Below are 23556 nucleotides of genomic sequence, written 5' to 3'. Positions count from 1 at the left end.
CGCCGCAGGTCAGGATGCCGATTCGGAGTCTAGCGGGATGGCCTGATACAGTGTCACAGCGCGGTTCCCCGGAACCGCACGGGGCTATAGCGCAGTTGGTAGCGCGTCTCGTTCGCATCGAGAAGGTCAGGGGTTCGATTCCCCTTAGCTCCACAAGAAGGCGGGTGCTCGACATGAGCACCCGCCTTTTGTTCGGTGTGCAACCATCATCCCCGCCTGGCGTCTCGCGCTCGGGGTCCCGACACCTCGGCCCGTGTTCTGAGATCGCCTTGTCCCTGACATCGTCGGCACCGCTGGATGCATGGCCCCGGTATCGGTGAGTTTCCTTGCCCGACGCGGAAGCGCCGCCCGACCATGCATCGAGCGGCGTCTACCGATCAATCGTCGACTTCCCACTCCGTAGGTAGTGTCCGGTGTGCCCGCAGGGGAGACGCGAGCAACAGGGCGATAGGGGTCGTCATCACTGCTACGCCGACCCACAGGGCGATCTGCGCGGACCAAATACCAGCGACAACGCCGCCCACCATGGTGCCGAGAGGTGTTGCGCCCTGCGTGACGACTGCCACGGCGGCGGTGACCCGACTGAGGTACCGGTTGGGTGTGACTCGGGCACGCAGTCCAGCGACGGCGACGGAGCGGCCCACCAAGGCCACGCCGAGTGTGATCTCCGCAATGGCGATCAACGCCACGGCCTCCCCCCGAAGCAGCCCCGCCAACGGGAGAAACAGCATGGCAACCGGCGCCAACCCCGAGAAGACCATCGTCATCCGGATCTCACCGACCCTCCTTCGGAGCATCGGGCACACCAGTGACGCGATGAGGCCCGCGACAGCGCCCACGGTCGACAGGGCGCCGAACAGCCACGGTTGAATCGCGAGCGTTTTGAGCAGGAAGTACGCTGTGACCGCCATCATGATCCCGGCGCCGAGATTGTTCAACGCGGTCTGTCCGAGCAACAACCGTAGTAGGGGTTGCTGTACCACAATTCGCACGCCTTCGGTGACCTCCTTACCGAAGTGCCGGTCGGCCTTCGGGCGGGGCGGCGGTTCGGTCGGTTTCATACGGCGGAGCAGCAGCGCCGACAACAATTGGCAACAGGCGGCCGCGCCATACAGGATCGGAGCCGCCATCGACTGTGACACAGCGCCGGCAGCCGCAGGCGAAATGACACTGATGCTGCTCTCCGATGTGGTCAGTCGCGCTTTGGCGTCGGCGACCCGCTTCTTCGGGAGGATGAGCGGAAGCACACTGGTATGAGCGATCCCGAAGAAAACGCCTGCGATGCTCAGCGTGACGGCCACGCCCATCAGTTGGACGACCGTCAGCATGCCGATCAGATAGGCGAGCGGAATGCTGGCCAGCGCTACGGTGTACGCGGCCTCCGCCGCGAGCATGACAGCCTGTTTGCGCCATCGGTCGACCCACACGCCGGCGGGCAGACCGATCAGGAGATATCCGACCTTTCCACACATCGCTATAAAGCCCATCTGTAACGGTGACGCGCCGAGCACAGTGACCGCTGTGACCGGCAGCGCAAAGCTCGCGATCTCGCCGGCGGTATCGCGGCAGCCGTTGGCCAGCCACAGTCGGCGGAAATCCGGCACCTTGAGCACCTCGAAGTCGGTGTCCGTGGAAGGGGCGGTCATCCATCAGCTCCTGTGCGTAATTATTGAACTCTGTCGACGACATCACGAAAGAGACGGAGATGACAAACATCGGCGCGCTATTGCGCACTGATCGTCTATGTAGTGCCTATCGAGCCCGAATATCCTACTGCAACTTTCATCGACTGGTGACATCGTGATCTCACCTACGCGATCCTCGCCGTCGTATATTTCGCGCGAGGTCACATCGATGGTGAACATGGGTACGTCCCCACGCATTAGTTGACTTATTTCCGAACGCAATATCTGTGGCGCCACCGCCTTTCGGTCGAAGCGCTGCAAGTCGCGAAGAACCCGCTCTTCGATCTCATGCTTGGAGGCACTGGTCGGCGAGGTCGAAATCAACAGCGTCAGTCGCCGGTATCCGGGAGTCGAGAACAGAACGGCCCGGGATTTGGACCCGGCGCCGAATTTCCGTATCGCGCGTGCAACCGACAGGCCATGTGAACTGATTTTGCTATACCCCTGACGAAGACCATCGACGAATTCATCGGAGAAATCCGATATACTACCGAAGTGGCGTGCAATCGTAGTTGCTCTGCTCTCGATGCGCGTAGACGTCCGAACGGTCATATGCTCGCCGCCCGCAGCGTCCAGGAGCGTGGGGTAGTAGTTCGACACGCTCGGCGTCGCAGCCGCCATGAAGCCTGCGGCGATCTCGATCGCGTCGGTATCCTGCAGAAGCAGCGTCGTGAGCAGGTTGCGTTCGTGTCCGAACGGGCTTGCTGTCATGATCGTCTCGTCATCGATCAGCGCAATCGAAGCACCGGCCGGTACGACGTTCTCATAATGCGCGTCCACGACGTTCAAACAATCGGAGACTGCAGCGAAAGCGCCGGCTCTATGCCAGAATTCCTCCTTCGAAACCGATGGCTCCGGCGGGGGAACGGATTCCTGTACATAACCGTCCAGGAGCGGTGTGTCGCAGGGAACATAGATGTGATCCGGCATGTCCGCGGCGCGAAAGACGGATTGGACGAGAAGTCGCTTCGAGGAGCGAGCGGGTTTGAAGTAATACGTACCGTCCGCGGAGGTTATCTTGGTGGTCGTCTTTCCATAGTGATGCGCATCTCCCGCACCTGGCTCCAATTTTTCGAACAGTCGTCCCTCGGCAGTCAACGCTCGGCCGAGCGATTGCAATTCATCGAGGCACACTGCGATCTTCGGGGTAACGATGTCGTGCCACACGGTGCCATCCTCATCGAGTACGCGGCGTGCAAGCGTTCGAAGACTGGACGATGCGTTCCGCCGGGTAACCACCGTTCTGGTCGCTGCCGAGAACACGGCTACTCTGGGTATCAGATACCGCATCCAGTCCCGCTTGACTCGTCTGAGGTCGATCTCGTCCGGAATGGAATATTTCCCGGCGAGCCATTCATCGAGTACCTCGAGTACAAACAGATCATATTCCGAATATCTGATGAGGCCCTCCTGCGTAGCATGAATCCCCGGTTCCGGCAGGAAAGCGTCAGAAGTATGACACCCCCCGGCGGATCCTAGCGCGCCCACCAGCTTGATGTCGCGAGGCGCCCGCACCAGACATCTACGGTGATGTAGGTCACAAATACAAGTATCCAATACTCGATATGAAATCCTCGGAAAACAAGAATCGATCAGCGACGTGCAGGACCGAGTCCCTTATACGCAGCGATTCGCGCTGTCTTACCTGCGCCGATCCGATCGCCGTGGGGTCGGGAGCCGTCGCGATCGGCTGCGTGGACCGCATGGATATCCGATCTCCTGATCGAAACGACATTCCTGGCGGAGCAGGTGCACCCGCACTGCCCGCGAAACAAACTAGTGGCCTCAGTCGGCGACTTTTGCTAACGTCGCATTTGTGGCCGATGGCCACGCATTCAAGGTAGTGAAGGGAGGGAATCTTATGAGCACAACTCTTGCGGGCACGATCGAGCGGTACATCACGATCGAGGAGTTCGACAAGATCTTCGAAGATCCGACGGCAGTCGTACGAACCAACGATGCCGCCACGGCGGAGGCCGACTAGTTGACAGTGCTGCGGGCGCCCATTTTTCGAAGCGCCCGCAGCGCGCCTCCGGGATATATTCATCGGCCATACAAGGGTGGGAAACATGGGGGGAATTGTCACTGTTCATGCTGGGCCGACTTTGACGCGGGCGGACGTAGCCTCGTTCGACAAAGAATACGGTACCAGCACTCTTCTGAAACCTCCGATAAAACACGGCGATATATTTGGAACACGGCTGAATGCTGATGACACAATTGTCGTGATCGACGGTTTGTACCATCAGAATCCGGCGTTGCGGCACAAGGAATATCTACATGCGCTGAGTTCGGGTGTCCGGCTGATCGGAGCGAGCAGTATCGGCGCCATCCGCGGCAGTGAACTGCACCGATTCGGCATGGAGGTCGTCGGTGTCGTCGGTGAGTGGTACCGGACGCAGATCATCGACTCAGATGCCGAGGTCGCTGTGGCGCACGCTGACGAGGAAAACTCTTGGCGACCGTTGACGGTTCCCCTCGTGAACATTAGATATGCGCTGGGAAGCGGTGACCTCCGGATCGCTCCCCATGATGCCGAACGCATCATTGAGATTGCCCAGGATATCTTCTACGCAGAACGATCCTGGGCCGGTTTGTATATGGCGATCGCAAACGCTTTGGGGCGAGATGTTGCCGACGAGTTCATGCCCGGCCGCAGGTTGCGGCCCGAGCACGACATAAAGAAACTCGACGCGATCGCCGCTATGAAGCATGCGCACTTCACGACTCGCCACTTCGAATGTGACGCTGCTCTGTCAGGTGCTTTCTGGCGAACGCCATATTATTACCAGTGGCAGAATGCCGGCGTCGGCGGCGGTGAGATCCTGGCAAGAGTAGAGTTTCAGCAGCTGTATATGCCGCGATTCCCGGAAGTCTGGCGGAAGTATCTGGCATATGCTTCGGAGCATCCGTATGACATGTCACCTGGCAAGGCGCTCGACGAGCGAGTGTTCTCAGTTTCCAGGACATCGTCGATCGATGTTGCTCCGCAAGTCTTTCAACCGAGATACGTGCTCGCCGACGGCGCTGGTCTGGCGATCTTGTTATCGCTGGAATCGTCACAGCACAGGGCATATGTGCAAGCTGCCGAGAATAACGTGGCGAACGGGAGTGTCTCCGCGCACCGGTCGCTTCGTATAGAGATAGCAGATGGATTGCTGAATGAGCTGTGGTGGGAGTCCGGATCCTTGGAGGAGAGGGCATACCGGCGTGGTTTCGTGAGCATGAACCACGCCCGACGAGCCCTGCGGCGATTCATCTTCAGCCACTATGAGATAACACGGGGACTCGTTGATGCGAACGCCGATTGAACTGCCCGCCCCTGCTGCGAAGGTGAGAATGGACGGCACGGCGAGAGCCCGGAGCGGGGAGGAAACCTGGCGACGAATTCAGCCATACTTGGAAGGTGCCGGGATCACCCGTGTGGCGGACGTCACCGACCTCGACTATGTTCGAATTCCGGTGGCTATGGCGGTGCGACCGCTCTCGGAATCGCTCGCTGTGTCGCAAGGCAAGGGAGCGACGCGCACGCTGGCGAAGATATCAGCAGCGATGGAGTCATTGGAGACCTGGCATGCCGAGAATATCCGGTTGCCGATCGAATACGGATCGCATTCGGGCAGCGATTTGCCATATGCCACAATATCGGAATTCGGTAGCCATCTTCGGCGTCCCCTCGTGAAAGATGAGGTCATCGCATTCTACCCTGCCGCAGGAATTCTTTCCGGCAATACTGTTCCGGCGCCTCGCGGCCTGGTCGACATCAGTTTTGCTCGGTGCGACTTCAGGATGAACCCTTTCAGAGAGACGAGCTCGGGCCTGGCCTCCGGGAACACCGCCGCCGAGGCGGCGCTCCATGCAATTTACGAGGTATTCGAGAGGGATAGCAGCGCATCCATCGGCCGCGCGTCATCCCGCCGAATCCCGATCGACCTGCAGTCGATCGACCATACTTACTGCAAAACCCTCATTGGTCGGATGCTAGATGCCGGCTGGGATGTGGAGCTCGACGCGATCTGTTCGAGATTCGGGGTGCCGACCTTCGTCGCGGCCGTATTTTCTCCTGAGTATCCCGTCGAGTGCTCAGGTGCCGGTGCGCACGGGGACTGGGCTATCGCGGTCACTCGCGCACTGACCGAAGCCGCACAGACCAGATTGACCGGTATAGCTGGAACCCGGGACGACCTGCCGGTCATCCCGATATGGGAGAGGTTGCAAAATGGAAGCACGATGCGGGAGGTGCGCGAGCTGCGGTCTATCGGCGAAGCAATGAACGAGCTGGATTTCGACCCGATCGATTCCGACTGCATCACGACGGATCTCCTGGTGGCGGCACGTCGAGCGGAGGCGGTAACCGGACACGAGCCGATCTATCTGGACATAACGCACCCCGATTTCAGCGGGGACTTGGCTGTCGTCAAGCTGCTCGTTCCGGGGACTGCGGCAGATCGCCGCGGCGGGATCCCAGGGCGAGGGCAGGCGCTGATCGCCGAAGCGGGGTAGCAGACCATGGTGACGGCGATGAACGCTGCGTTCATTGTATCCATACCGATCAATTGGTTCGCAGTGACGAAGTATTTGATGCTGGACCGTCGAGCGTTGTCCTGGAATTTCTCACCGGTTTTCGCGATGACTCTCCCACGCTGGTTGGTATTCGCTGGTAATGTGTGCGCGCCCATCGGAGTAAGTGCGACCCTGCTGCTGGCAGGTGCGTTTCCGGTTCTGCAATCTTGTCTCGTTTGCCTTCTGATAGCCGTATGGCTCCTCTGTAAGAACCTACGGATATCCAACCATTCGTTCCTCGTGGTCGTGACCATTATGGTGCTCGTCTTCGTTGATGACGGGGCGTCGGCGGCGAGTGCGATCAGTGCCGTGCTGGCCGCTCTGTATGCGGCTGCGGGTATCGCCAAGATGAACCGAGCCTATATGTTCGGCCCGAACAGCGTTGGGAAGAAGCTGGTCGATCTCAATTTCAGCCGGAACAGCGAATATCTTTCGCGTACCCCCGAGTGGGTACGCAGAACGGTCCATATCGGTGCCATGTTCGTGATCCCGGCTATGGAGATTTCTCTGGCAGCGATGATTATGGTCGGTGTTCACCTGGTTTTTTGTCTTGTGACCGGGCTGGTTCTACATTTCTTTTTCGGCATTTCCGGCAATTGGGAGTTCACTTCGGTTGCTGTGAGCATCTGGCTCGTGCTGATCCTGCTTGCCGAATCGGCATCTATCTCGGACGTGATCTCCGGACTGGCGGGGAATGGCCTGTCGATCTTGTTGTATTTGCTGTGCGTCGGCCTCTCCACGGCTCTTTGGCAATGCACCTGGCAGTACAGAAGCAGGCGAGCTGGATTGGTCAACGAGATTGTTTCGGCCGTCTATTTCGGACTGGCCTCCGCCGCTGCGATCGTGACCGTTGAAAATATGACGTTCGTGAAGATGGCTTATCCGGTATTCTTCGCTGTTCTGGCGGGGACGCTCGGGGCCGTTCTGGTCGGAGCCCGCATGGAGTTCGCTTTCGCCATGCTGTCCAATTTGCGCCCGTATGGCGATGCATGGATATTTCTGGCTCCTCGACCGTTACTCGAGCCAAAATACTTCTTTTTGCGGCTACCGAACAAGATTCCGATTTCCCTCTTCACGGTGGTTCCGATCCAGTTCATCAAATCGGCGACATCGGGAGAGTTTGTCGTCCATATCTCCACCGCGGTGAGCCTTGCCAAGCTTTTCCGTCGGCATGGCGCTACTCTCCTTGCATGCAGGGCGGTACCCGACCCGGACCGCGGCCGGATGGTGTTGAGGGCGGAGTCCGACGGGCCGGAGTGGGTGGACTTGTCAACGACGAGGGCGCAATGCCAGCTTTTTCCTCCGCTGGTTCCGGCGGAACTCGCACTGCCTGTCATGGGCTGATCAAACCGCGCTTCGTGCCAACGCGGGTGAGTAGTTGCCGGATGTCCATTTGTCGGTGGCGTCGCGAAACTCTTTCCAGAAGGTATCGTTACTCTCCTCCCCGTGCCCCAGTCCATTGTTGAGCACCGCCCAGTCGAGGTTCCGTGCCTGCGGAGCAGATTTGATTATCGGTCGCAGATGGTGAGCGAGATGAGTCATGTCTCGATTATTCACGCGAATCGAGACTGCGAATCTATTGTAGTAGTCCGACTCCTCGTGAAGAAGGGAAGACAGGTCCCGAGGCAGCTTTCGGGGTGAACCGGTCGCGGCCGCCAACTCACAATATGGGTCGAACTGTGCTGAGCTCGACAGTGATGCGTAGTAGTTCGCCCACCAGGTGAGGTGCTCCGGGCTGTTCTGAGGTGCGTAGGAGAAGGCCATGGTCGGGGCCAGGTCGCAGGTCCTCGACGCGAACCGTACCGCCGCATAACCGCCTGCTGACCAGCCATTCCAAACTATCCCATCCAAGCGGTGCTCGACGATCAAGTCGTGGACTACGCGCACCAAGTCGTCAGCCAAGTACTCGGCTTGTAGAAACCACCCGATTCTCGCCTCGGGATGCATTTCCAGAATCGGGTCGGAAACGAAGACGATGATCGCGCCGAGTTGCGCGGAGGAAGTAAACCTGCCGTATATCGGAGGTTGGTACGCCGGCCGTGTCACCATCCCGTGTAGATTGACGACAAGCCAGGGGCGACGGAGTGTGCGCGGCAAAGCCACGGCATAACGCAGAATGCGATAATCGTCGGTTCCTGGACAACCTGTTGTAATGGTATGACGGTGAACTGCTCTATATTCGCCGACCGGATTCAGGTACCCGCCGTGCTGTGCTCTGGCCTGCTGGCAATCCTCGGTCAAATCGTTCCCCCATGAGAAGCAGTCGATAGAGCCGCAAGTCGGCCCTGCGCTGGTCGCGATGACTCTTGAGAATTTTACCTGTCTCACCGACGTAGGTCGGGACCGTTCATGCCTGATCGCCCTAGAGGTCGCGTCGATTCGGGAGGGCGATACTCGATATGGCTGAGGGGCAGGGGCCGAAACTCTGTTCCGGCGGGTGGCGGCTTCGAAAGTAGATTCGGTCGGGTCGTGGATGAGCCTCGGGCGATGGCGGCCGAACGGATCGCCCACGCCGGCCGCTCGACTGGGATACCAGCCGAGCGTCCGGCCCGGTTCTGTGTCCACCGCTGGTGTCCGCCGACATCCGCAAGTTCTGTGACGACTCGCGGGTACCTACGCCGCGATGGTGGTGAGGCGCAGGTGTGCCTCGATATCGCCGGGTGAGCCGGTGTAGTGGAGAGTGCGCAGGCCGAGGCCGGCGGCGGCTTGACAGTTGTCGGCGCGGTCGTCGACGAAGAGGACGCGGCCGGGGTCGCGGACTCCGGTGGCGGCGAGCGCGTTTCGGTAGGTGTCGGGGTGGGGTTTGTTCATGCCGAGGCGGGCCGAGTAGAGGGCGTCGGTCATCAGCGTGCGCCAGGGCAAAGTGTCGAGGGCGTCGCTGACCGGATGGGGTGCGTTGGACAGCAGCACCATTGGGAGATTCGCTCGCCGGGCATGGTGGAGCAGGTTGACGACGCGGTCGTCGGTTCGGGTCCACAGCGAGGTGTCGACTGCACGCAACCGGGTGAGCAGTTCCGGATCCGGGCGGTGGCCGAGCACGGTGGTCCAGAAGTGCGCGTCGTCGGACTCGCCGGAATCGTAGGGTTCGCGGGCGCTCCAGAACGCATTTTGGAAGAGTCCGAGCTGGTCTGCGGGCCATCCGGCGAGTTCGGCGAGCTTGCTCCACATGGGAACCGTGGGCTGCAGGCCGATGACGCCGTTGTAGTCGAAGATGACCGCGTCGAGTTCCGCGGGCTGGTGAGGTAGTGCGGTTACCACCGGTTCTCCAAGGCTTGATGGGACAGGACGGCCACGCCTGCGGCGAGCAGGGTGAGCAGCATGAGGGGTGGCGCCGCCGCCGACTCGGCCGTCGAGGACGACCGCTGGATCGGCTGGGCGGGTACGACGATTTCCGCCTTCTTCCAGGACGGAAGAGACGCACAACTGTGGATCGAAGGAAGGTTTCGCGAGTCGAAGGGTGGTGCGCGACGCTGCGCGAACAAGCCGAAACCTACCAAGGGGTACGTCGAGGTACCACTCGGAGCCGGGTCTTGGTGATCCGCTCCACAAAGTGCCCTGGGAAGGTCTGACCGGTGTCGAGGCCGAGATCACCTGTGGCCGTGGTCCGGATCCGCTCCGCGCGGGGAGAAGGGCTGCCGCTCACGCGCTTCCGCGGAGGTGCTTGCCGCGTGTGTGTGACCGCAGCTCGGGTGTGGCACAGTTCCGACCACATCACCCGTCAGCGCGCACGGCCGGAACTGTGACACGTACTGAACGGCCACATCCTTTGTGCGCCAGTCGTTGGCCGGGTCCGGCTGCGCAGGCGCCGCTATAGGGTTCGTGCGCGCTGCGGCGTGTCGCCTGCTCTGCGAACGTTCAGGCGGTGGCGGTCCGCAGCGCGAACCAGCCCGTGTCAGGGTCGGCGAAACCGTGGTACATCAGGCGGACTCGCTGATCGACTTCGAAGAGGCGATAGACCGCGAGCATGGCGCGGGCGGTCGCTTCTTGCTGGAAGTCGTCGATGCGGCGGTAGCCGATGGAATGTTCGGGGAGCATGGCCAGGCGGGTGAGTTCGCTGGGATCGCTGACATCCAGGCCCATCGGCGCGGCGTCGGTGATCTGGTGATCGTGCAGGATGTCGTGGATCCGGTGCGGGTCGGGGCGACCGGAGTGGAATTCGTGGACTTCGGCGCGCAGAGCCGGCCCGGCGGGCTCGGTCTCGACCAGATCGATCAGCTCGGGATCGACGGTCGGCGTCCCGGTGTCATCGGCGATCGGGGTTTGTTCGAGCAGATGCAGCATGTTGCCGCCGGGGATCAGTGGCTCCGGGGCGAGGAACAGGGTGACCGTCGGGCAGACGCAGCCCTGGCCGAGCAGACAGACGCGCATGTGGAACGAATCGGGCATGCGCCCTCCTCCATCGGGATGGGCCGTAGTGATGGCCCTTTGCTGGATCGGGACTTCGTGTTGTGCCGATCGCGGAATCGCCGTGGCGCTTCGGCGGTCGACCGTGCCGCAGTTCCCCAGTCTAGGAGCCGGGCGCTGCCCGCGCATCGGCATCACCCGCGTGGATCGGCGGAAATGCTCCTGCATCGAGCCATGCTGTGCGGGCAGAACAAGCGAGGATCGTCAGCCGGGCAGGTGGCAGAGTCCGAGGGTTTTGCTGCGCAGGGCTCCGAGACTGATCTTGTCGCCGCCTGCACCGGTGGCGCGAAGCGGTTCGATGTCGGCGAATCCGGCATTGGCGGCGTTGTCGTTCAAGGCGTAGACGGTGGCGTCGGGGGCGATGAACACGGCCTGGTCACCAGGGCGGCATTCCAGCGTGCCGTGATCGACGGTGAGCGGCCACAGGTAGCCCATGTTCTGGCTGCTGATCGCCTGGCTGCTGGAAGTGGGCGCAGGGAGGGCTGACGGGATCGGGTGCGCGGGGTGCTTCGGGCCCGATCCGCCGCCGCATGCCGAGGTAGCCAACGCACCGGCGATGGCGCAGGCGGCCAGTATTCGCGCGAAATAGGTCGCGTTGGTCATCCGAGTTCCCCCCTCGCGTTTGCGCCGTCCCCAGGCGCTCGACAGGCAGCCTACTGGTCGAGACCGCGGCGGCGCCAGCGATATCGGGTGAGGTCGGCGGAACCGCGACTCAACTGATCCGTATCTCGACCGGCGGAGCCGAGACGTGCGGATAGTCGGTGGTCACGTCGACCCGCACTCGGCCAGGACCGGTGGGCAAGGCGGCGAAGACGGTGGCGGGCGGCCGGTTCCCCGGGTCGCTGACGGGTACGGCCACCGTGCCCGCGGCGCCGGTGTCGAGGTTGCGCCAGTTGGCGAACGCCATGAAGGTGCACGGCATGCCCATGGGGGTGTTGCTGACGAAGCTGATGCCGAAACGGGCCACGCCCGGCGTCCCGCTCGGGGAGGAGACGCCCGCTCGGCCTTCGCCGTAGCAGGTGTCGCCGAAGGTGTGGATGACTCCGATGTTCACGAATGCGGGTTCCTCCGCGGTCACCGGACCCTCCGACGCCGCGAACCCGCCGATGCACAGCGCCGCGACCAGGGCGCTTCGTCCGACCAACTGCCTGCTTCGCACTGTCGATCACGCTCCTTCTTCGTCGAATCGAGCACTCTCGGACGGTCATTGTGCCCCGTTCGCCTGCGTTCGCGGTTCGATTGCCCGGCACGTCGTCGTGTGTCGACCCGGCACGCGACCGGTGTGCGCACGCTTAGCATCGGAACGTGGAGCGAGGATCGTTGCTGAAGGCTCGGGCGGGCGGGAAACTGCACGGCGGCAATCACGGGATCGCACCGGAAGAGGTGGTGGCCGCGCAGCGGGCCCGCATGCTGGTGGCGATGATCGAGGCGGCGGCGGACAAGGGCTACGCGGCGGCGACGGTAGCGGATGTGCTGAAGCGGGCCGAGGTGTCCCGGATGACCTTCTACCAGCACTTCGCGAACAAGGAGGCGTGCTTCCTCGCCGCCTACGACATGGCCGTGGAGATCGTGATGACCAGGATCGCCCGCGCGCTCGCGGCCGAGGGCACGCCGGTCGAGCGGATAGATCGCGCACTCGAAGCGTATTTCTCCACCCTGGCGCAGGAGCCGCAGGTGGCGAAGGTTTTCCTGGTAGAGGCGTACGCGGCGGGAAGGCCGGTGCTCCAGCGGCGGCTGGCCACCCAGGCCGCTCTGGTGGACGGATTCGCCGAGGCGCTCGGCGCGACCCGGCCGCATCAGCGGCTGGCGGGTGAAGCGGTGATCGGCGCGGTCGTCTCGCTGGCGACCAACCGCGTCGTCGCCGGTGACTTCGCCGCGCTGCCCGGGCTGCGCGAGCCGCTGATGTCGTCGCTGATCAGGAATCTGGTGTGACGCCGGACAGTCGTCCGGCGACCGCGGGCAGCCGGTCCAGCATCGCCACGGTGAAGTCGGCCAGCAGCGCGATCAGCCCGTCCCGGTCGACATCGAGCCCTCCGTCCAGCCAGACGAGGACCAGTTCCGCCGCTCCGCCGGTGATCAGCTGAGAGGTCGCGGCGATCGCGGTGTCCTGCCCTTCCGGCAGCTCGAGCACCAGGCGGGTCTGCTCGATGATGACGTCGGCGACCTGGCGCATGCCCGCGAACCGGCTGCGCATGAGCGCCTCGTCGCCATAGGTCTGGGCGAAAGCCACTTTCGCGCGCCGCGGATCGTCGGTGAGTTCGACGATGAGGGCCGCGACTCCGGCGCGGATCCGGTCGGCGGGCGTGCCCGTGGTCTCGGCGATCGCGGCCTTCGCCCGGTCCAGCGCCGCCTGCTGGATCTCCACAAGCACACCGGAGGCCAGTGCGTCGCGGTCGGGAAATGCCTCGTAGAAGAACCGCGGGCCGACCTTGGCCTGTTCGCACACCCCGCGCACGGTCAACGCCGACAGTCCTTGCGTGCCGATGATGTCGAGGGCGGCGTCGAGCAACCGCCTGCGCCGGTCCTCACGGCGCTCGGCCGTGGAGGCTCCGCGGTAGGTGCCGCTGACGGTACGGGTCACCACGCCAGCTTGGCACAGGCAAAATTGGGAAACAACCGTTTACGGAAACGGTGGTTTCCTCTATCGTCGAACCATCGCAGTGTCGCGAAGGGAAGACGGTCATGAGTCTGCTTGTGCCCCAGTCGTTCAACGAGGTCTCCGGCACGATCCGCCAGGCGCGGACCACGTGGGCGTGGCACGCGCAGCGCGCGGCCGCGCGCGCGGTCGCGCATTACCCCGCGCCGGTGCGGCCGCTGGCCGATCCGCCGCCGGGCAGCGGACTGAAACCGGTGCTCGGCGACTTCGGGCCCCCCGGGATCGGATACACCTTGCACGCCTTGGCCGACCCGATCCAGTTCGCCCGAGCGCGATTCGATCGCTTCGGCCCGGTGCAGTGGTTCGGCATGCTCGGTCGGCGGATGGTCACCTTCGGCAGTCCGGAGGGCTACGAGGCGGTGATGCTCGACCGCGACAAGGTGTTGTCGGCGCAGCGCGGCTGGGAGTGGCTGATCGGCCCGTTCTTCCGCGGCGGCCTGCTGCTGCGCGATTTCGACGACCACCTCTTCCATCGGCGCATCATGCAGCAGGCCTTCACGCGTCCGCGCTTGATCGGCTACCTGGACCTGACCACGCCCCGGATCACCCGCGGCATCGCGCAGTGGGAACCCGCCGACGACTTCCGCGTCTACCGCGCGATCAAGAAACTTCTGCTCCAGCAGGCCACCGAGGTCTTCGCGGGCGCAGAACTCAGTGCTGACGCCGCACGGCTGGAGCGCGCTTTCGAGGACGCGGTGCGCGGCGGGGCCGCCTTGATCCGGGCGAACGTGCCCGGCGGGGTATGGGCGCGCGGCGTGCGCGGGCGCCGGGTGCTCGAGCAGTACTTCCGCCGCGAGCTGCCCACGAAGCGCGCGGGCGGCGGCGCCGATCTGTTCAGCGTGCTGTGCCGGGCCGGTACCGCCGACGGCGAGACCTTCACCGACGCCGAGGTGGTCGAGCACATGATCTTCGTGATGATGGCCGCCCACGACACCAGTACCATCGCCGCGTCCATGCTCGTCTACGAACTCGGCAGGCATCCGGAGTGGCAGGAGCGGCTGCGCGCCGAATCCGTCGCGCTGGGCAAGCCCGCGCTGGACTACGACGATCTCGACCGGCTGCCCTCGCTCGACCTCGCGTTCAAGGAAGCGCTGCGGGTCTACTCGCCGGTGGCCCAGCAGGTCCGCGAAACCATCGCCGACACCGACATGCTCGGCTACTACCTGCCGAAGGGGACGTTCATCCTGTGCGGCACCTACGGGCTCATGCGCAACGAGGAGTACTGGCACGATCCCGACACCTTCGACCCGGAGCGTTTCGCCGCGCACCGTCGTGAGGACAGATCGCACCGCTTCGCCTGGGCGCCGTTCGGCGGCGGGGCGCACAAGTGCATCGGCTTGTACTTCGGCGGCATGACGGTGAAAGCCGTTCTGCACCAGATGCTGTTGCGTTATCGCTGGAGCGTGCCGGACGGCTACCAGCTGCCGCTGGTCGCCGGAACCGGACCGGTGCCCGCCGACGGCCTGCCCATCCGGTTGGAGCGGATCGGCCGATGAGGATCATCGCCGATCGCACCGTGTGCGCAGGGCACGGCATGTGCGAAGCGCTGGCGCCGGAAGTGTTCCAGGTGGGCGAGGACGGAATCGTCGTCCCGGCCGACACCGTCGGCGTCGAGCGCGAGCTGCTCGAACTCGTCGTCGACAGCTGCCCGGTCCAGGCGTTGCGCCTGAGTTGAGGTCGCCCGGCCCGTTTTGTGTCCTCGGCGTCTGGGTACCGCGAACTGCGATGCTCGAGCCCATCGACGCGGAAGGACCACACCTCATGGCAACCTGCGACACCTGCGGAAACGAGTACGACAAGACGTTCACCATCACACGTGACGGCCAGTCCGCCACCTTCGACAGCTTCGAATGCGCGATCACCGCCATGGCCCCGACCTGCACGCACTGTTCCTGCCGGATCGTCGGTCACGGCGTGGAGGCGCGCGGTGACTACTTCTGCTGTGCGCATTGCGCCCACGAAGCAGGTCATCCGGCGCTGGTCGATCACGTCTGAACCCGCTGCCGAGCGGCGATGCGCCACCGATCACCCGCGCGGCGCGTGGCTTCGCCGCACCTCGAGCCCGGCGGCCCGCGCCGCTTCGGCCAGCACCGCTTCGAGCATGGCGGGAGTGAGTCGTCCGGTGAAGGTGTTCTGCTGACTGACGTGATAGCAGCCGAACACGTGCAGCGGATCGCGGCCCGTCTCCGCCGCGGCCAGTTCGACGTGCGCGCCGTGGCCGAATTTCGGTCGCGGGCGCGGCACGGCCCAGCCCGCGGCCGCCAGCACCGGAAGCAGGGCCTGCCAGCCGAACGCGCCGAGCACCACCACCGCGCGGACGGTGGGCGTCAACAGGCGCAATTCGGTTTCCAGCCAGTGGCCGCAGCGATCCCGTTCCGCCGGCGTCGGCTTGTTGTCCGGCGGGGCGCAGTGCACCGGGGCGGTGATCCGCACACCGTGCAGCCGCAGGCCGTCGTCGGCGCTGACCGCGGTGGGCTGGTTGGCCAGACCCACCGCGTGCAGCGCCGCGAAGAGCACGTCGCCGCTGCGGTCGCCGGTGAACATGCGGCCGGTCCGGTTTCCGCCGTGCGCCGCGGGCGCGAGTCCGACGAGCAGCATCCGCGCGTCCGCCGGACCGAAGCCGGGTACGGGGCGGCCCCAGTAGGTCTGGTCGCGGAAGGCGGCGCGTTTCTCTCGCGCGACGAGTTCGCGCCAGGCGACCAGGCGGGGGCAGGCGAAGCAGTCGGCGACCGCCGCGTCGAGTTCGGCGATGGTCCGGCACATGTCAATACCGGCCGTCCGTGGCGGCGCGACCCGTGGGGTGCCCTGGAGCGCGGCCGTGTCGGTCGGAGATCGGCGTCTGGTGCATCAAAACTCCGTTCGGTGGTGCCACGGGAGAGGCGAACCGGGCGGTCGTACGCACTGTGCGTCGACACGACCGGCTGGTGCCGTCCACCGCTGATCGGTCCCGTCCGGACGGTACCGCTTCGGACATCTGTCCAGTTCAGCGGGGTGATCGAGCGGCCGTCCCAGGCGATATGTGATCGGTACCACCCGGTCCGGGTTGGTAGCATGGCGGTTCCGACCGACCGGATGCGGTGGTTCACCTCCGGCTTCTTTCGAAAGAGTCTTTCCATGCAGTTTGAGATCGTCGAGCGGGACGAGACGTGGGTTGCCGGGCTGCCGGTACGCAGCCCCAAACGCGCGCTCGGGGAACTGCGTGACCGCGATCTGGAGGCCGCCTGGGCGGCGGTGCTGCACCAGGAACTCGGCGGCCCGCTGGCCAGCGCCTACACCGACTACACCGGTGAGCTGGGCACGTACAACACACAGATCGTCGGCTATCAGTGCGCGTCCTTCGACGACGTCACACGCGGTCACCTGGTCGCCCGGCTGCCGCGCGGCGCCTACGCCCGGTTCTCCTCGGTCGGTAACTTCCCGCAGGTGATGACCGACCTGTGGACGCAGATCGCCTACGCCGAGGAGCACAACCAGATCAAACGGACCTACACCGGCGATTTCGAGTGCTATCCGCACGCTTACAAGATCGATCTGTACCTGGCGGTAGACGCGCGATGAGCTATGCGATCGTGGTGCGTGCCGAGGCGATCTACGGCGGGCTGGTCGTCCCGCGCGTGCGCCCCAGTTTCAAGGTCAGCAACAGCGACCTCATCGAGTTCCTCAAGGACCGGCTGCGCGACCGGGACGGTGCGGACCGTCCGATGTACACGGTCTACGTGCCCGATCCGGCGGGGAACTACAACGCGGTGGTCTGTTTCGAATACCCCGCGCCGGACGCCGTGCCGGTGGGTGACGTCTTGGTGCGGGTGCCGAAGGGCGTCTATGCGCGATTCGCGCCGAACGGCGACTATCACGATCCGGTAGAGGACGTCTGGGCGCAGGTCGACGACGCGACGGCGTCCGCCGAGATCACGCGGGCCTACCGTGAAGAGATCGAGATCTGGCACGGTCCGGAGTCGGTCGAGTTGTTCATTTCTATCCTCGTTTAGATTGCCAATCAGTAACTAAACCAGAACCGACTGGTCTCCATGTTATTTCCGATTTTGATTGCGCTGCGTCTGACCTGCGAGAATATGGCGTGTACCACAGAGTTTTCGGGAGATTAGCCGGACATCTGGTCAATTCCTGTCCGATGACGGATACTGCCCTGGGCAACTTCGTCTCGGCTCGGCGCCGTGGGGGGCTTGCATCGGGCTGGACTATCGCGCATGGCAGCGCGGCGATGGAGTAGGAACAACATGACTGTGGATCTGATTGCAGTCGTGCCGAGGAACTCCCGTGGGCGGGGAGTGCGACGGTATTACGACGCGCAATCCGAGTGTGCGTTCTTTGTCTCCGAACCGGGCGCTCAGCCGGAACTCTGGGACCGGTATCTACACGGTGCGCGCGACGTTTACCGGCGTTTCGGAGTCGAACACGCGCTCGAATACGAAACGGTCGCCGACGGCGCGTCGTCTTCGCTGTTCTTCGCCGCGCTCGACGCCGACGGCGGCATGGTCGCCGGGGTGCGGATGCAAGGTCCCTACACCGACCCGCGGCAGGCGCACGCGCTGGTGGAATGGGCCGGTCAGCCGGGCGCGGACGACTTGCGGCAGATGATCGCCGACCGGATACCGCAGGGCGTGATCGAGGCCAAAGGCGCGTGGGTCGCTCGCGATGCCGCCAACCGGGGAGAGCTCAGCGCCGCGATCTCGCGCACCGTGCTGCACGGCGCGCGCCTGCTCGGCGCCCGCTACGGCTTCGCGACGGTGGCCTCCTTCACCGTGGCCCGCCACGAGGCCTGCGGCGCCGTCGCGGCCGAACACATTCCCGCGGTGCCGTATCCGGACGAGCGCTACCGAACGGTTCCGCTGTGGTGGGACACCCGAGGACATGCCGCGTCAGCCGAGGAGTCGCAGCGATCCCTGACGCAACGCGAACAGCACGCGCTCGGCCTGCCGACCGTGCGTCCGCCCGACATGCGCTGCGGGATCGGGCGGACGACGGAGGGCCGGCGCGGACATGGGCGATGACCGGAGCCGAGCGGCGGACCATCGGCCACTGATCCTCGACCTCGCCGATCCGGAGGACGCGCGGATACTCGCCGCGCTGCGCGACGACTCGCGCATCGAATTCCTCGACCTGCGCGCGTCGTTGCGCGCCGAACACAGCGGAATGGTCGCCGCGCCGGATATTCCGGAAGGGCCGGAAGCGGATCGCTGGATCTACTATCCGTGGCGCGCCGCGGTGATCGGATTGCCCGGGCCGCGTACTTTCCGGTTGATCCGGCTGGATCGCAATCGGAACAAACTCACCAGGGCCGAACAGGATCGTCTGGCCGGGCACACGATCGGGATCATCGGACAAAGCGCGGGGCACGCGATCGCGCATCTGCTCGCGCTCGAGGGCGTTTGCGGGGGACTGCGCTTGGCGGACCTGGACGATATCGAGTTGTCGAATCTCAACCGGGTCGCGGGAACGCTGTTCGACATCGGCGTCAACAAAGCGGTGGTAACCGCGCGCCGTATCGCCGAGTTGGACCCTTATCTTCCGGTGCGAGTCTTCGAAGCGGGAGTCGACGAGAATTCCGTGGACGAATTCCTGGACGGCCTCGACATCGTGGTCGAGGAATGTGATTCGCTCGATATGAAACTCGTGATCCGCGAGGCCGCGGCTCGGCACCGAATTCCCGTGCTGATGGAAACCAGCGACCGCGGTTTGCTGGACGTCGAGCGTTTCGATCTCGAACCCGGGCGCCCGGCGTTTCACGGATTACTCGGCGAGGTGAGCGCGCGGGATCTGCGCGGGCTGACGTCGCGGGAGAAGGCGCCGTACGTGGTGAAGCTGCTCGGCGCCGCCGGGCTGTCGGCGCGGCTGGGCGCGAGCTTGGTCGAAGTCGGCGAGACGGTGAACAGCTGGCCGCAGCTGGCCGGCGACGTCGGCCTCGGCGCCGCGAGCGTGGCCGCCGCCGTGCGGCGCATCGGACTGGGGTGGAAGCTGGATTCCGGTCGCGTCCGGGTCGATGTGGAAGCGCACCTCGACGAGCTGGCCGACCCGCCGCCGAACGACGAGCCGGTGTGGGCCGAGGCGCCGCCAGAGCACGTCACCGGGCCACTGGAGAGCGTTCTCGCCTGCGCGCAACGGGCTCCGTCCGGGGGAAACATGCAACCGTGGTCGTTGCGAGCCGGAGCGGATGACGTCGCCATCGAGCTGGCGCCGGAGTACAGCACGGCGATGGACATCGGCTATCGCGGCAGCGCCGTCGCGCTCGGCGCGGCCGTGTACAACGCGCGGGTCGCGGCGGCCGCGCACGGAATCCTCGGCCCGCACGAGTACGTCGAGGGCGCGCCGGGGTCCGGTCGCCTCCTCGCCCGCCTGCGGCTGGGGAACGATCGCGATGCCGAGCTGGCAGCCGACTATCCCGCTGTCCTGCGTCGCGAAACGAACCGCAGGGTGGGCACCGGGGCCCGGCTGGCCGACGGCGTACTCGACGCGCTCACGGTGGCCGCCGAATCGGCCGGGGCGCGTCTTCGTGCCGTCGTGGAACGGGAGGACATCGAGGAAGCTGCACGTTTGCTGGGGGATTCCGACCGAATTCGCTATCTCACGCCTCGCTTATACGAGGAAATGCTCGCCGAAGTCCGTTGGGCCGACGACGACCCGGAGACCGGAATCGATGCGCGCAGTCTGGAGCTGACCGACGACGAGTGGGCGGCATTCGAGATCACCACCCGCGCCGATGTCATGGCGCAGGTGCGCTCCTGGTCGGGCGGGTCGGCGCTGGGGAAATACACCGGTGACCGGGTGCGGTCCAGCTCCGCCATTGTGGCGGTGACATTCGACGCGATCGACCCTCGATTGACCGACTACGCGGCCGCGGGAGCGGCGGTAGCGCGGGTTTGGGTGCGCGCCGAGCGCCTCGGATTGTGCGTGCAGCCGATTTCCCCGGTATACCTCTATGCCCGACGCCCGGTGGAACTTGCTGCGATTTCCCCCGACTTCGCGGATACACTAGCGTCACTTCAGGGCCGTTTCCTGGACCTGCTGGAAGTGCCTGAGCATGAGACCATGGCGTTGGTGCTTCGCCTGAGCTACGCCTCCGCCGCCACCGTACGCAGCAGGCGGCGTCCGGTGCTCGGTGTGGACACCAGTAGTTAGCGCGATCGGAGACAATGTGCCACGGCGGACACTCGACTCGTTGGTGACCCAGGTCGCCTCTGAGCTCATGGGTGTGGACGCCACGACCATGGTCGCCGCCACCGAGCGCGTGCTCGCGCAGTTGGTCGAGTACTTCGACGTGGACTTCAGCTACGTGCGGCACACCGACCGCGAACGCCGGGCAACCGTACTCGTCGCCGAGTGGCCGCACCGGCAGAACATCCCGGATCCCGATCCGCTCGGCGTGATCTACTTCGACGGCGCCGACCCGGTGTTTCGCGCACTGGAGAACGCGACCGAGCCGATGGTCGCCCGCCCGACCCCGGAATTCGCCGACTACCAGGAGACCGTCCGCCGCGGTTCGGGCATCGTCGGGGTGACCTCGGCGGCGGTGCCGCTCATGTCCCGTGGCGAGCCGACCGGTGTGCTCGGGTTCGTCAAGTCCGGCGACCGGGAGTGGAGCAATCGCGAACTCAACGTGCTGAAAGCCATCGCGGCGCTGTTCGCGCAACTGCAAGCGCGGGTGGTCGCGGAGGAGCGTCTCCGATATATCGCGCTGCACGACGACCTGACCGGGCTGGCGAACCGGCGCGCGCTGCTCGAGCACATGGAAGAGCGATTACGAGCGGGTAGCCCCGGCCCGGTGGCCGCTTTCTTCCTCGACCTGGACCGCTTGAAAGCACTCAACGATTTCCTCGGTCACACCGCCGGGGACAACTTCATCCGCACCTTGTCGACGCGATTGCGGGAGAACCTGGATCCGAACGACATGATCGCCCGACTCGGTGGCGACGAATTCGTCATCGTTCCCGCCAAGCCGATGGACGCGGTGGCCGCCGAGTACGAGGCGAACCGCATCCAGCAGCTGATCGCCCGGCGCGTCACCGTCGGCGGTGAGTCGGTCAGCCGGGGCGCAAGCGTCGGGGTGGCGCTCGGCTTTCCCGGGGAGACCACCGTCGCCGACGTGCTGCGCCGCGCCGATCACGCGCTGTTGTCGGCGAAATCGGGCGGCGGCAACGGCGTCGCGGTGTTCACCGACACCATGCGCGCGCAGTTCGAGCTCCAGGACGACGTGGAGCTCAACCTGCGCGGCGCGGTGTCGGACGGCTCGCTGCTGCTGCACTACCAGCCCGAGGTGGATCTGCGCACGGGCCGCATCGTCGCGTTGGAGGCGCTGGTCCGCTGGCTGCACCCGACCAGGGGGTTGCTGCCGCCCGCGGCGTTCGTCACCGTCGCCGAGGCCACCAACCTGGCCGGTGAGCTGGGGCGCTGGGTGATCCGGTCGGCGTGCGCGCAATTCGCCGAATGGCGCAGGCGCGGTCTGGCCGGCAACGTCGTGATGCGGATCAACGTGTCGCCGGTGCAGTTGGTGAGCCTCGATTTCGTCGAGCGCATCGAGGACATCCTGCGCCTGTTCGGCATCGACGGCAGTTCGGTGTGCCTGGAGATCACCGAGCACGTCGTGGTCCAGGATCTGGCCCGCACCCAGGTCACGCTGCGCGGTCTCAAGCGCATGGGCGTGCAGATCGCCATCGACGACTTCGGCACCGGCTACAGCTCGCTGTCGCATCTGAAGGCGCTGCCGGTGGACGCGGTGAAGATCGATCGGGGTTTCGTGCAACGGCTCGGCGCGAGCACCGACGATCTGGCCATCGTGAAATCGATCATCGGCCTGGCCGGTTCGTTCGGGCTCGGCGTCGTCGGCGAGGGCGTCGAGACGGCGGTCGCCGCGCGCACCTTGGTCGGCCTCGGTTGCTACCGCGCGCAGGGCTTCCTGATCGCGAAACCGATGCCCGCCGAGCAGGTCGAGACGCATCTCGCGGCGGGCCGGATCCCGCTGGATCTCGATCTGCCGCGGGCAGGCCGCGGGCTGCCCGCGCACTGAGATCACGGCCTCCGCCGCCGGTTAGCCCGTTCTTTCACGGCCGTTCATACGGCGTTGGGCGCTGGTAACCCGATCCGCTGCACGATCGGCCACGTGCGCATAGTTCAGCTTGCGAACTTCTACGGCCCGCGGTCGGGTGGGTTGCGCACGGCGCTGCACCATCTGGGCGAGGGTTACGTCGCCGCGGGACACGATGTGGTGCTGATCGTGCCGGGCCCGCGCCGGTCGGAGGAGATCCTGCCCACCGGGGTCGTACGAATCACGCTGCCCGCGTTGGCCATTCCGTGGACCGGCGGCTACCGTGCCGCGGATCCGCGCCGGGTGGCCGACGTCCTGGACGGATTGCGGCCCGACGTGCTCGAGGTTTCCGACCGGCTGACGCTGCGCGGCTTCGGTCGCTGGGCGCGGCGGCGCGACGTGGCGGGCGTGATGATCTCGCACGAGCGGCTCGACCGGCTGCTGGGTCAGGTGCTGCCCGGTCCGATGGCGCGGCGCTGCGCCGACATGGCCAACCGGCACACCGCCACCGACTACGACATCGTCGTGTGCACCACCCGCTTCGCGCGCGAGGAGTTCCTGCGCATCGGCGCGGAGAACGTCGAGCTGGTCCCGCTCGGCGTCGACCTCGATCTGTTCAACCCGCACCGGCGCGATCGCAGGCTGCGCGCCGATCTGGGCGTGCCGGGTCATCCGCTGCTGGTGCACTGCGGCCGGTTGTCGGTCGAGAAGCGGGTGGATCGCAGCATCGAGGCGGTCGGCGCGTTGCGGGAGGCGGGTATCGAGGCGCGGTTGGTCGTCGCCGGGGACGGTCCGCGCCGGGAGGCGTTGCGGCGGCGGGCCCGCGCGCTGGCCCCGCTGCCGGGCGGGGTGCCCGCCGTGCACTTCACCGGCTTCATCGCCGAGCGCGCGATGGTCGCCAAACTGCTCGCCACGGCGGACGTCTCGCTGGCGCCCGGCCCGCACGAGACCTTCGGCCTCGCGGCGCTGGAAGCGCTCGCGGCGGGCACGCCGGTGGTGGCGAGCCGGTCCTCCGCGCTGGCCGACATCGTGACCGCCGACTGCGGCGCGGTGGCCGCCGACCATCCGTCCGCGTTCGCCCAGGCGGTCAGCGACGTGCTGGCCATGCCGCAGGCCCGTCGGCGCAGCGCCGCGCGCAGCCGCGCCGAGCAGTTCACCTGGTCGCGGGCCGTCGCGGGCATGCTCGCGGTTCTGGGTCGTTAGCGGCC

The 23556-nt window shown here is 65.2% G+C and carries 24 protein-coding genes and 1 tRNA gene; 15 read left to right on the top strand and 10 right to left on the bottom strand.

Annotated elements, in window-relative coordinates; all coding sequences use genetic code 11:
* Positions 1–80: 80 nt before the first annotated feature.
* Positions 81–153, top strand: a tRNA-Ala gene (locus ON21_RS24075).
* Between the two features lie 224 nt (positions 154–377).
* On the opposite strand, the gene ON21_RS24070 is transcribed toward ON21_RS24075, so the two are convergent.
* Both ON21_RS24070 and ON21_RS37325 read right to left on the bottom strand, forming a co-directional pair.
* Positions 378–1646, bottom strand: coding sequence for an MFS transporter (locus ON21_RS24070; RefSeq protein ID WP_039801042.1), 1269 nt, complete (start codon positions 1644–1646; stop codon positions 378–380).
* 42 nt (positions 1647–1688) lie between these two features.
* Complete coding sequence (locus ON21_RS37325) at positions 1689–3200, bottom strand: DUF4135 domain-containing protein (RefSeq protein WP_083880843.1); 1512 nt, start codon at positions 3198–3200, stop codon at positions 1689–1691.
* 346 nt (positions 3201–3546) lie between these two features.
* On the opposite strand from ON21_RS37325, the gene ON21_RS40640 reads away from it, so the two are divergent.
* The 4 genes from ON21_RS40640 to ON21_RS24050 all read left to right on the top strand — a co-directional run bounded on the left by ON21_RS40640 (position 3547) and on the right by ON21_RS24050 (position 7592).
* Positions 3547–3669 carry a hypothetical protein gene (locus ON21_RS40640; RefSeq protein ID WP_281032690.1) on the top strand — a complete coding sequence of 41 codons (123 nt, stop codon included), beginning with the start codon at positions 3547–3549 and terminating at the stop codon, positions 3667–3669.
* A gap of 85 nt (positions 3670–3754) precedes the next feature.
* Positions 3755–4996 (top strand): TfuA-like protein, encoded by a 1242-nt coding sequence (locus tag ON21_RS24060; protein ID WP_083880842.1) that lies wholly within the window; start codon positions 3755–3757, stop codon positions 4994–4996.
* Positions 4980–6188 (top strand): YcaO-like family protein, encoded by a 1209-nt coding sequence (locus ON21_RS24055; protein WP_083880841.1) that lies wholly within the window; start codon positions 4980–4982, stop codon positions 6186–6188. Before ON21_RS24060 ends, ON21_RS24055 begins: the two co-directional genes overlap by 17 nt.
* Positions 6189–6206: 18 nt before the next feature.
* Entirely contained in the window at positions 6207–7592 is a 1386-nt protein-coding gene (locus ON21_RS24050; protein WP_157170945.1) for a hypothetical protein, read from the top strand.
* On the opposite strand, the gene ON21_RS24045 is transcribed toward ON21_RS24050, so the two are convergent.
* The 6 genes from ON21_RS24045 to ON21_RS36040 all read right to left on the bottom strand — a co-directional run bounded on the left by ON21_RS24045 (position 7593) and on the right by ON21_RS36040 (position 11811).
* Positions 7593–8489 (bottom strand): hypothetical protein, encoded by an 897-nt coding sequence (locus ON21_RS24045; protein WP_157170944.1) that lies wholly within the window; start codon positions 8487–8489, stop codon positions 7593–7595.
* Between the two features lie 372 nt (positions 8490–8861).
* Positions 8862–9506 carry an HAD family hydrolase gene (locus ON21_RS24040; RefSeq protein ID WP_039801025.1) on the bottom strand — a complete coding sequence of 215 codons (645 nt, stop codon included), beginning with the start codon at positions 9504–9506 and terminating at the stop codon, positions 8862–8864.
* Entirely contained in the window at positions 9500–9730 is a 231-nt protein-coding gene (locus ON21_RS38655) for a hypothetical protein (RefSeq protein ID WP_157170943.1), read from the bottom strand. Before ON21_RS38655 ends, ON21_RS24040 begins: the two co-directional genes overlap by 7 nt.
* Positions 9731–10103: 373 nt before the next feature.
* Entirely contained in the window at positions 10104–10820 is a 717-nt protein-coding gene (locus ON21_RS24035; protein WP_245562704.1) for a hypothetical protein, read from the bottom strand.
* Between the two features lie 36 nt (positions 10821–10856).
* Complete coding sequence (locus tag ON21_RS24030; protein WP_051021278.1) at positions 10857–11255, bottom strand: DUF2511 domain-containing protein; 399 nt, start codon at positions 11253–11255, stop codon at positions 10857–10859.
* 109 nt (positions 11256–11364) lie between these two features.
* Positions 11365–11811, bottom strand: a complete 447-nt coding sequence (locus tag ON21_RS36040) for a hypothetical protein (RefSeq protein ID WP_157170942.1) — start codon at positions 11809–11811, stop codon at positions 11365–11367.
* Between the two features lie 146 nt (positions 11812–11957).
* Between ON21_RS36040 and ON21_RS24020 the strand changes: the two genes are divergently transcribed.
* A complete protein-coding gene (locus ON21_RS24020) occupies positions 11958–12584 on the top strand; it encodes a TetR/AcrR family transcriptional regulator (protein ID WP_051021276.1) in 627 nt (208 codons plus the stop codon).
* On the opposite strand, the gene ON21_RS24015 is transcribed toward ON21_RS24020, so the two are convergent.
* A complete protein-coding gene (locus ON21_RS24015) occupies positions 12568–13233 on the bottom strand; it encodes a TetR/AcrR family transcriptional regulator (protein WP_039801090.1) in 666 nt (221 codons plus the stop codon). The genes ON21_RS24020 and ON21_RS24015 overlap by 17 nt on opposite strands.
* A 101-nt stretch (positions 13234–13334) precedes the next feature.
* Here ON21_RS24015 and ON21_RS24010 point away from each other — a divergent pair, with 101 nt between their 5' ends.
* The 3 genes from ON21_RS24010 (at position 13335) to ON21_RS24000 (ending at position 15303) form a co-directional block, all read left to right on the top strand.
* Complete coding sequence (locus ON21_RS24010; RefSeq protein WP_039801020.1) at positions 13335–14804, top strand: cytochrome P450; 1470 nt, start codon at positions 13335–13337, stop codon at positions 14802–14804.
* Positions 14801–14983, top strand: a complete 183-nt coding sequence (locus ON21_RS24005) for a ferredoxin (protein WP_039801017.1) — start codon at positions 14801–14803, stop codon at positions 14981–14983. Before ON21_RS24010 ends, ON21_RS24005 begins: the two co-directional genes overlap by 4 nt.
* A gap of 86 nt (positions 14984–15069) precedes the next feature.
* A complete protein-coding gene (locus tag ON21_RS24000) occupies positions 15070–15303 on the top strand; it encodes a metallothionein (RefSeq protein WP_039801014.1) in 234 nt (77 codons plus the stop codon).
* Between the two features lie 30 nt (positions 15304–15333).
* Here the strand turns inward: ON21_RS24000 and ON21_RS23995 are convergent, their stop codons facing one another.
* A complete protein-coding gene (locus tag ON21_RS23995) occupies positions 15334–16071 on the bottom strand; it encodes a uracil-DNA glycosylase (RefSeq protein WP_039801011.1) in 738 nt (245 codons plus the stop codon).
* 351 nt (positions 16072–16422) lie between these two features.
* On the opposite strand from ON21_RS23995, the gene ON21_RS23990 reads away from it, so the two are divergent.
* The 6 genes from ON21_RS23990 to ON21_RS23965 all read left to right on the top strand — a co-directional run bounded on the left by ON21_RS23990 (position 16423) and on the right by ON21_RS23965 (position 23551).
* The gene (locus ON21_RS23990) at positions 16423–16866 is read left to right on the top strand and encodes a GyrI-like domain-containing protein (RefSeq protein WP_039801088.1); all 444 of its coding nucleotides are present in this window, start codon (positions 16423–16425) and stop codon (positions 16864–16866) included.
* Positions 16863–17297: an effector binding domain-containing protein gene (locus ON21_RS23985; protein WP_039801008.1), complete on the top strand. Its 435-nt coding sequence runs from the start codon at positions 16863–16865 to the stop codon at positions 17295–17297. Before ON21_RS23990 ends, ON21_RS23985 begins: the two co-directional genes overlap by 4 nt.
* Before the next feature lie 249 nt (positions 17298–17546).
* Entirely contained in the window at positions 17547–18320 is a 774-nt protein-coding gene (locus ON21_RS23980) for a hypothetical protein (protein WP_039801006.1), read from the top strand.
* Positions 18310–20445, top strand: a complete 2136-nt coding sequence (locus ON21_RS23975; protein ID WP_039801004.1) for an Rv1355c family protein — start codon at positions 18310–18312, stop codon at positions 20443–20445. Before ON21_RS23980 ends, ON21_RS23975 begins: the two co-directional genes overlap by 11 nt.
* 67 nt (positions 20446–20512) lie before the next feature.
* Positions 20513–22330 carry a putative bifunctional diguanylate cyclase/phosphodiesterase gene (locus tag ON21_RS23970; protein WP_051021282.1) on the top strand — a complete coding sequence of 606 codons (1818 nt, stop codon included), beginning with the start codon at positions 20513–20515 and terminating at the stop codon, positions 22328–22330.
* Positions 22331–22423: 93 nt separating this feature from the next.
* Positions 22424–23551, top strand: coding sequence for a glycosyltransferase (locus ON21_RS23965; RefSeq protein ID WP_039800998.1), 1128 nt, complete (start codon positions 22424–22426; stop codon positions 23549–23551).
* Positions 23552–23556 lie beyond the last annotated feature (5 nt).

Origin of the sequence: Nocardia araoensis NBRC 100135, assembly GCF_000308435.1 — a bacterium.
GTDB classification, from domain to species: Bacteria; Actinomycetota; Actinomycetes; order Mycobacteriales; family Mycobacteriaceae; genus Nocardia; species Nocardia araoensis.
This window is presented reverse-complemented; position numbering and strand designations above follow the sequence as displayed.

Excerpts from the sequence above, each read along its gene's own strand:
- ON21_RS23970 (WP_051021282.1), top strand. The coding sequence starts at position 20,513 with ATGGGTGTGGACGCCACGACCATGGTCGCCGCCACCGAGCGCGTGCTC.
- ON21_RS23975 (WP_039801004.1), top strand. The coding sequence starts at position 18,310 with ATGGGCGATGACCGGAGCCGAGCGGCGGACCATCGGCCACTGATCCTC.
- ON21_RS23985 (WP_039801008.1), top strand. The coding sequence starts at position 16,863 with ATGAGCTATGCGATCGTGGTGCGTGCCGAGGCGATCTACGGCGGGCTG.
- ON21_RS40640 (WP_281032690.1), top strand. The coding sequence starts at position 3,547 with ATGAGCACAACTCTTGCGGGCACGATCGAGCGGTACATCACGATCGAG.
- ON21_RS24000 (WP_039801014.1), top strand. The coding sequence starts at position 15,070 with ATGGCAACCTGCGACACCTGCGGAAACGAGTACGACAAGACGTTCACC.
- ON21_RS24035 (WP_245562704.1), bottom strand. The coding sequence starts at position 10,820 with ATGCAGGAGCATTTCCGCCGATCCACGCGGGTGATGCCGATGCGCGGG.
- ON21_RS24070 (WP_039801042.1), bottom strand. The coding sequence starts at position 1,646 with ATGACCGCCCCTTCCACGGACACCGACTTCGAGGTGCTCAAGGTGCCG.
- ON21_RS23980 (WP_039801006.1), top strand. The coding sequence starts at position 17,547 with ATGACTGTGGATCTGATTGCAGTCGTGCCGAGGAACTCCCGTGGGCGG.
- ON21_RS23990 (WP_039801088.1), top strand. The coding sequence starts at position 16,423 with ATGCAGTTTGAGATCGTCGAGCGGGACGAGACGTGGGTTGCCGGGCTG.
- ON21_RS24005 (WP_039801017.1), top strand. The coding sequence starts at position 14,801 with ATGAGGATCATCGCCGATCGCACCGTGTGCGCAGGGCACGGCATGTGC.
- ON21_RS24055 (WP_083880841.1), top strand. The coding sequence starts at position 4,980 with ATGCGAACGCCGATTGAACTGCCCGCCCCTGCTGCGAAGGTGAGAATG.
- ON21_RS24030 (WP_051021278.1), bottom strand. The coding sequence starts at position 11,255 with ATGACCAACGCGACCTATTTCGCGCGAATACTGGCCGCCTGCGCCATC.
- ON21_RS24060 (WP_083880842.1), top strand. The coding sequence starts at position 3,755 with ATGGGGGGAATTGTCACTGTTCATGCTGGGCCGACTTTGACGCGGGCG.
- ON21_RS24050 (WP_157170945.1), top strand. The coding sequence starts at position 6,207 with ATGAACGCTGCGTTCATTGTATCCATACCGATCAATTGGTTCGCAGTG.
- ON21_RS23995 (WP_039801011.1), bottom strand. The coding sequence starts at position 16,071 with ATGTGCCGGACCATCGCCGAACTCGACGCGGCGGTCGCCGACTGCTTC.
- ON21_RS24010 (WP_039801020.1), top strand. The coding sequence starts at position 13,335 with ATGAGTCTGCTTGTGCCCCAGTCGTTCAACGAGGTCTCCGGCACGATC.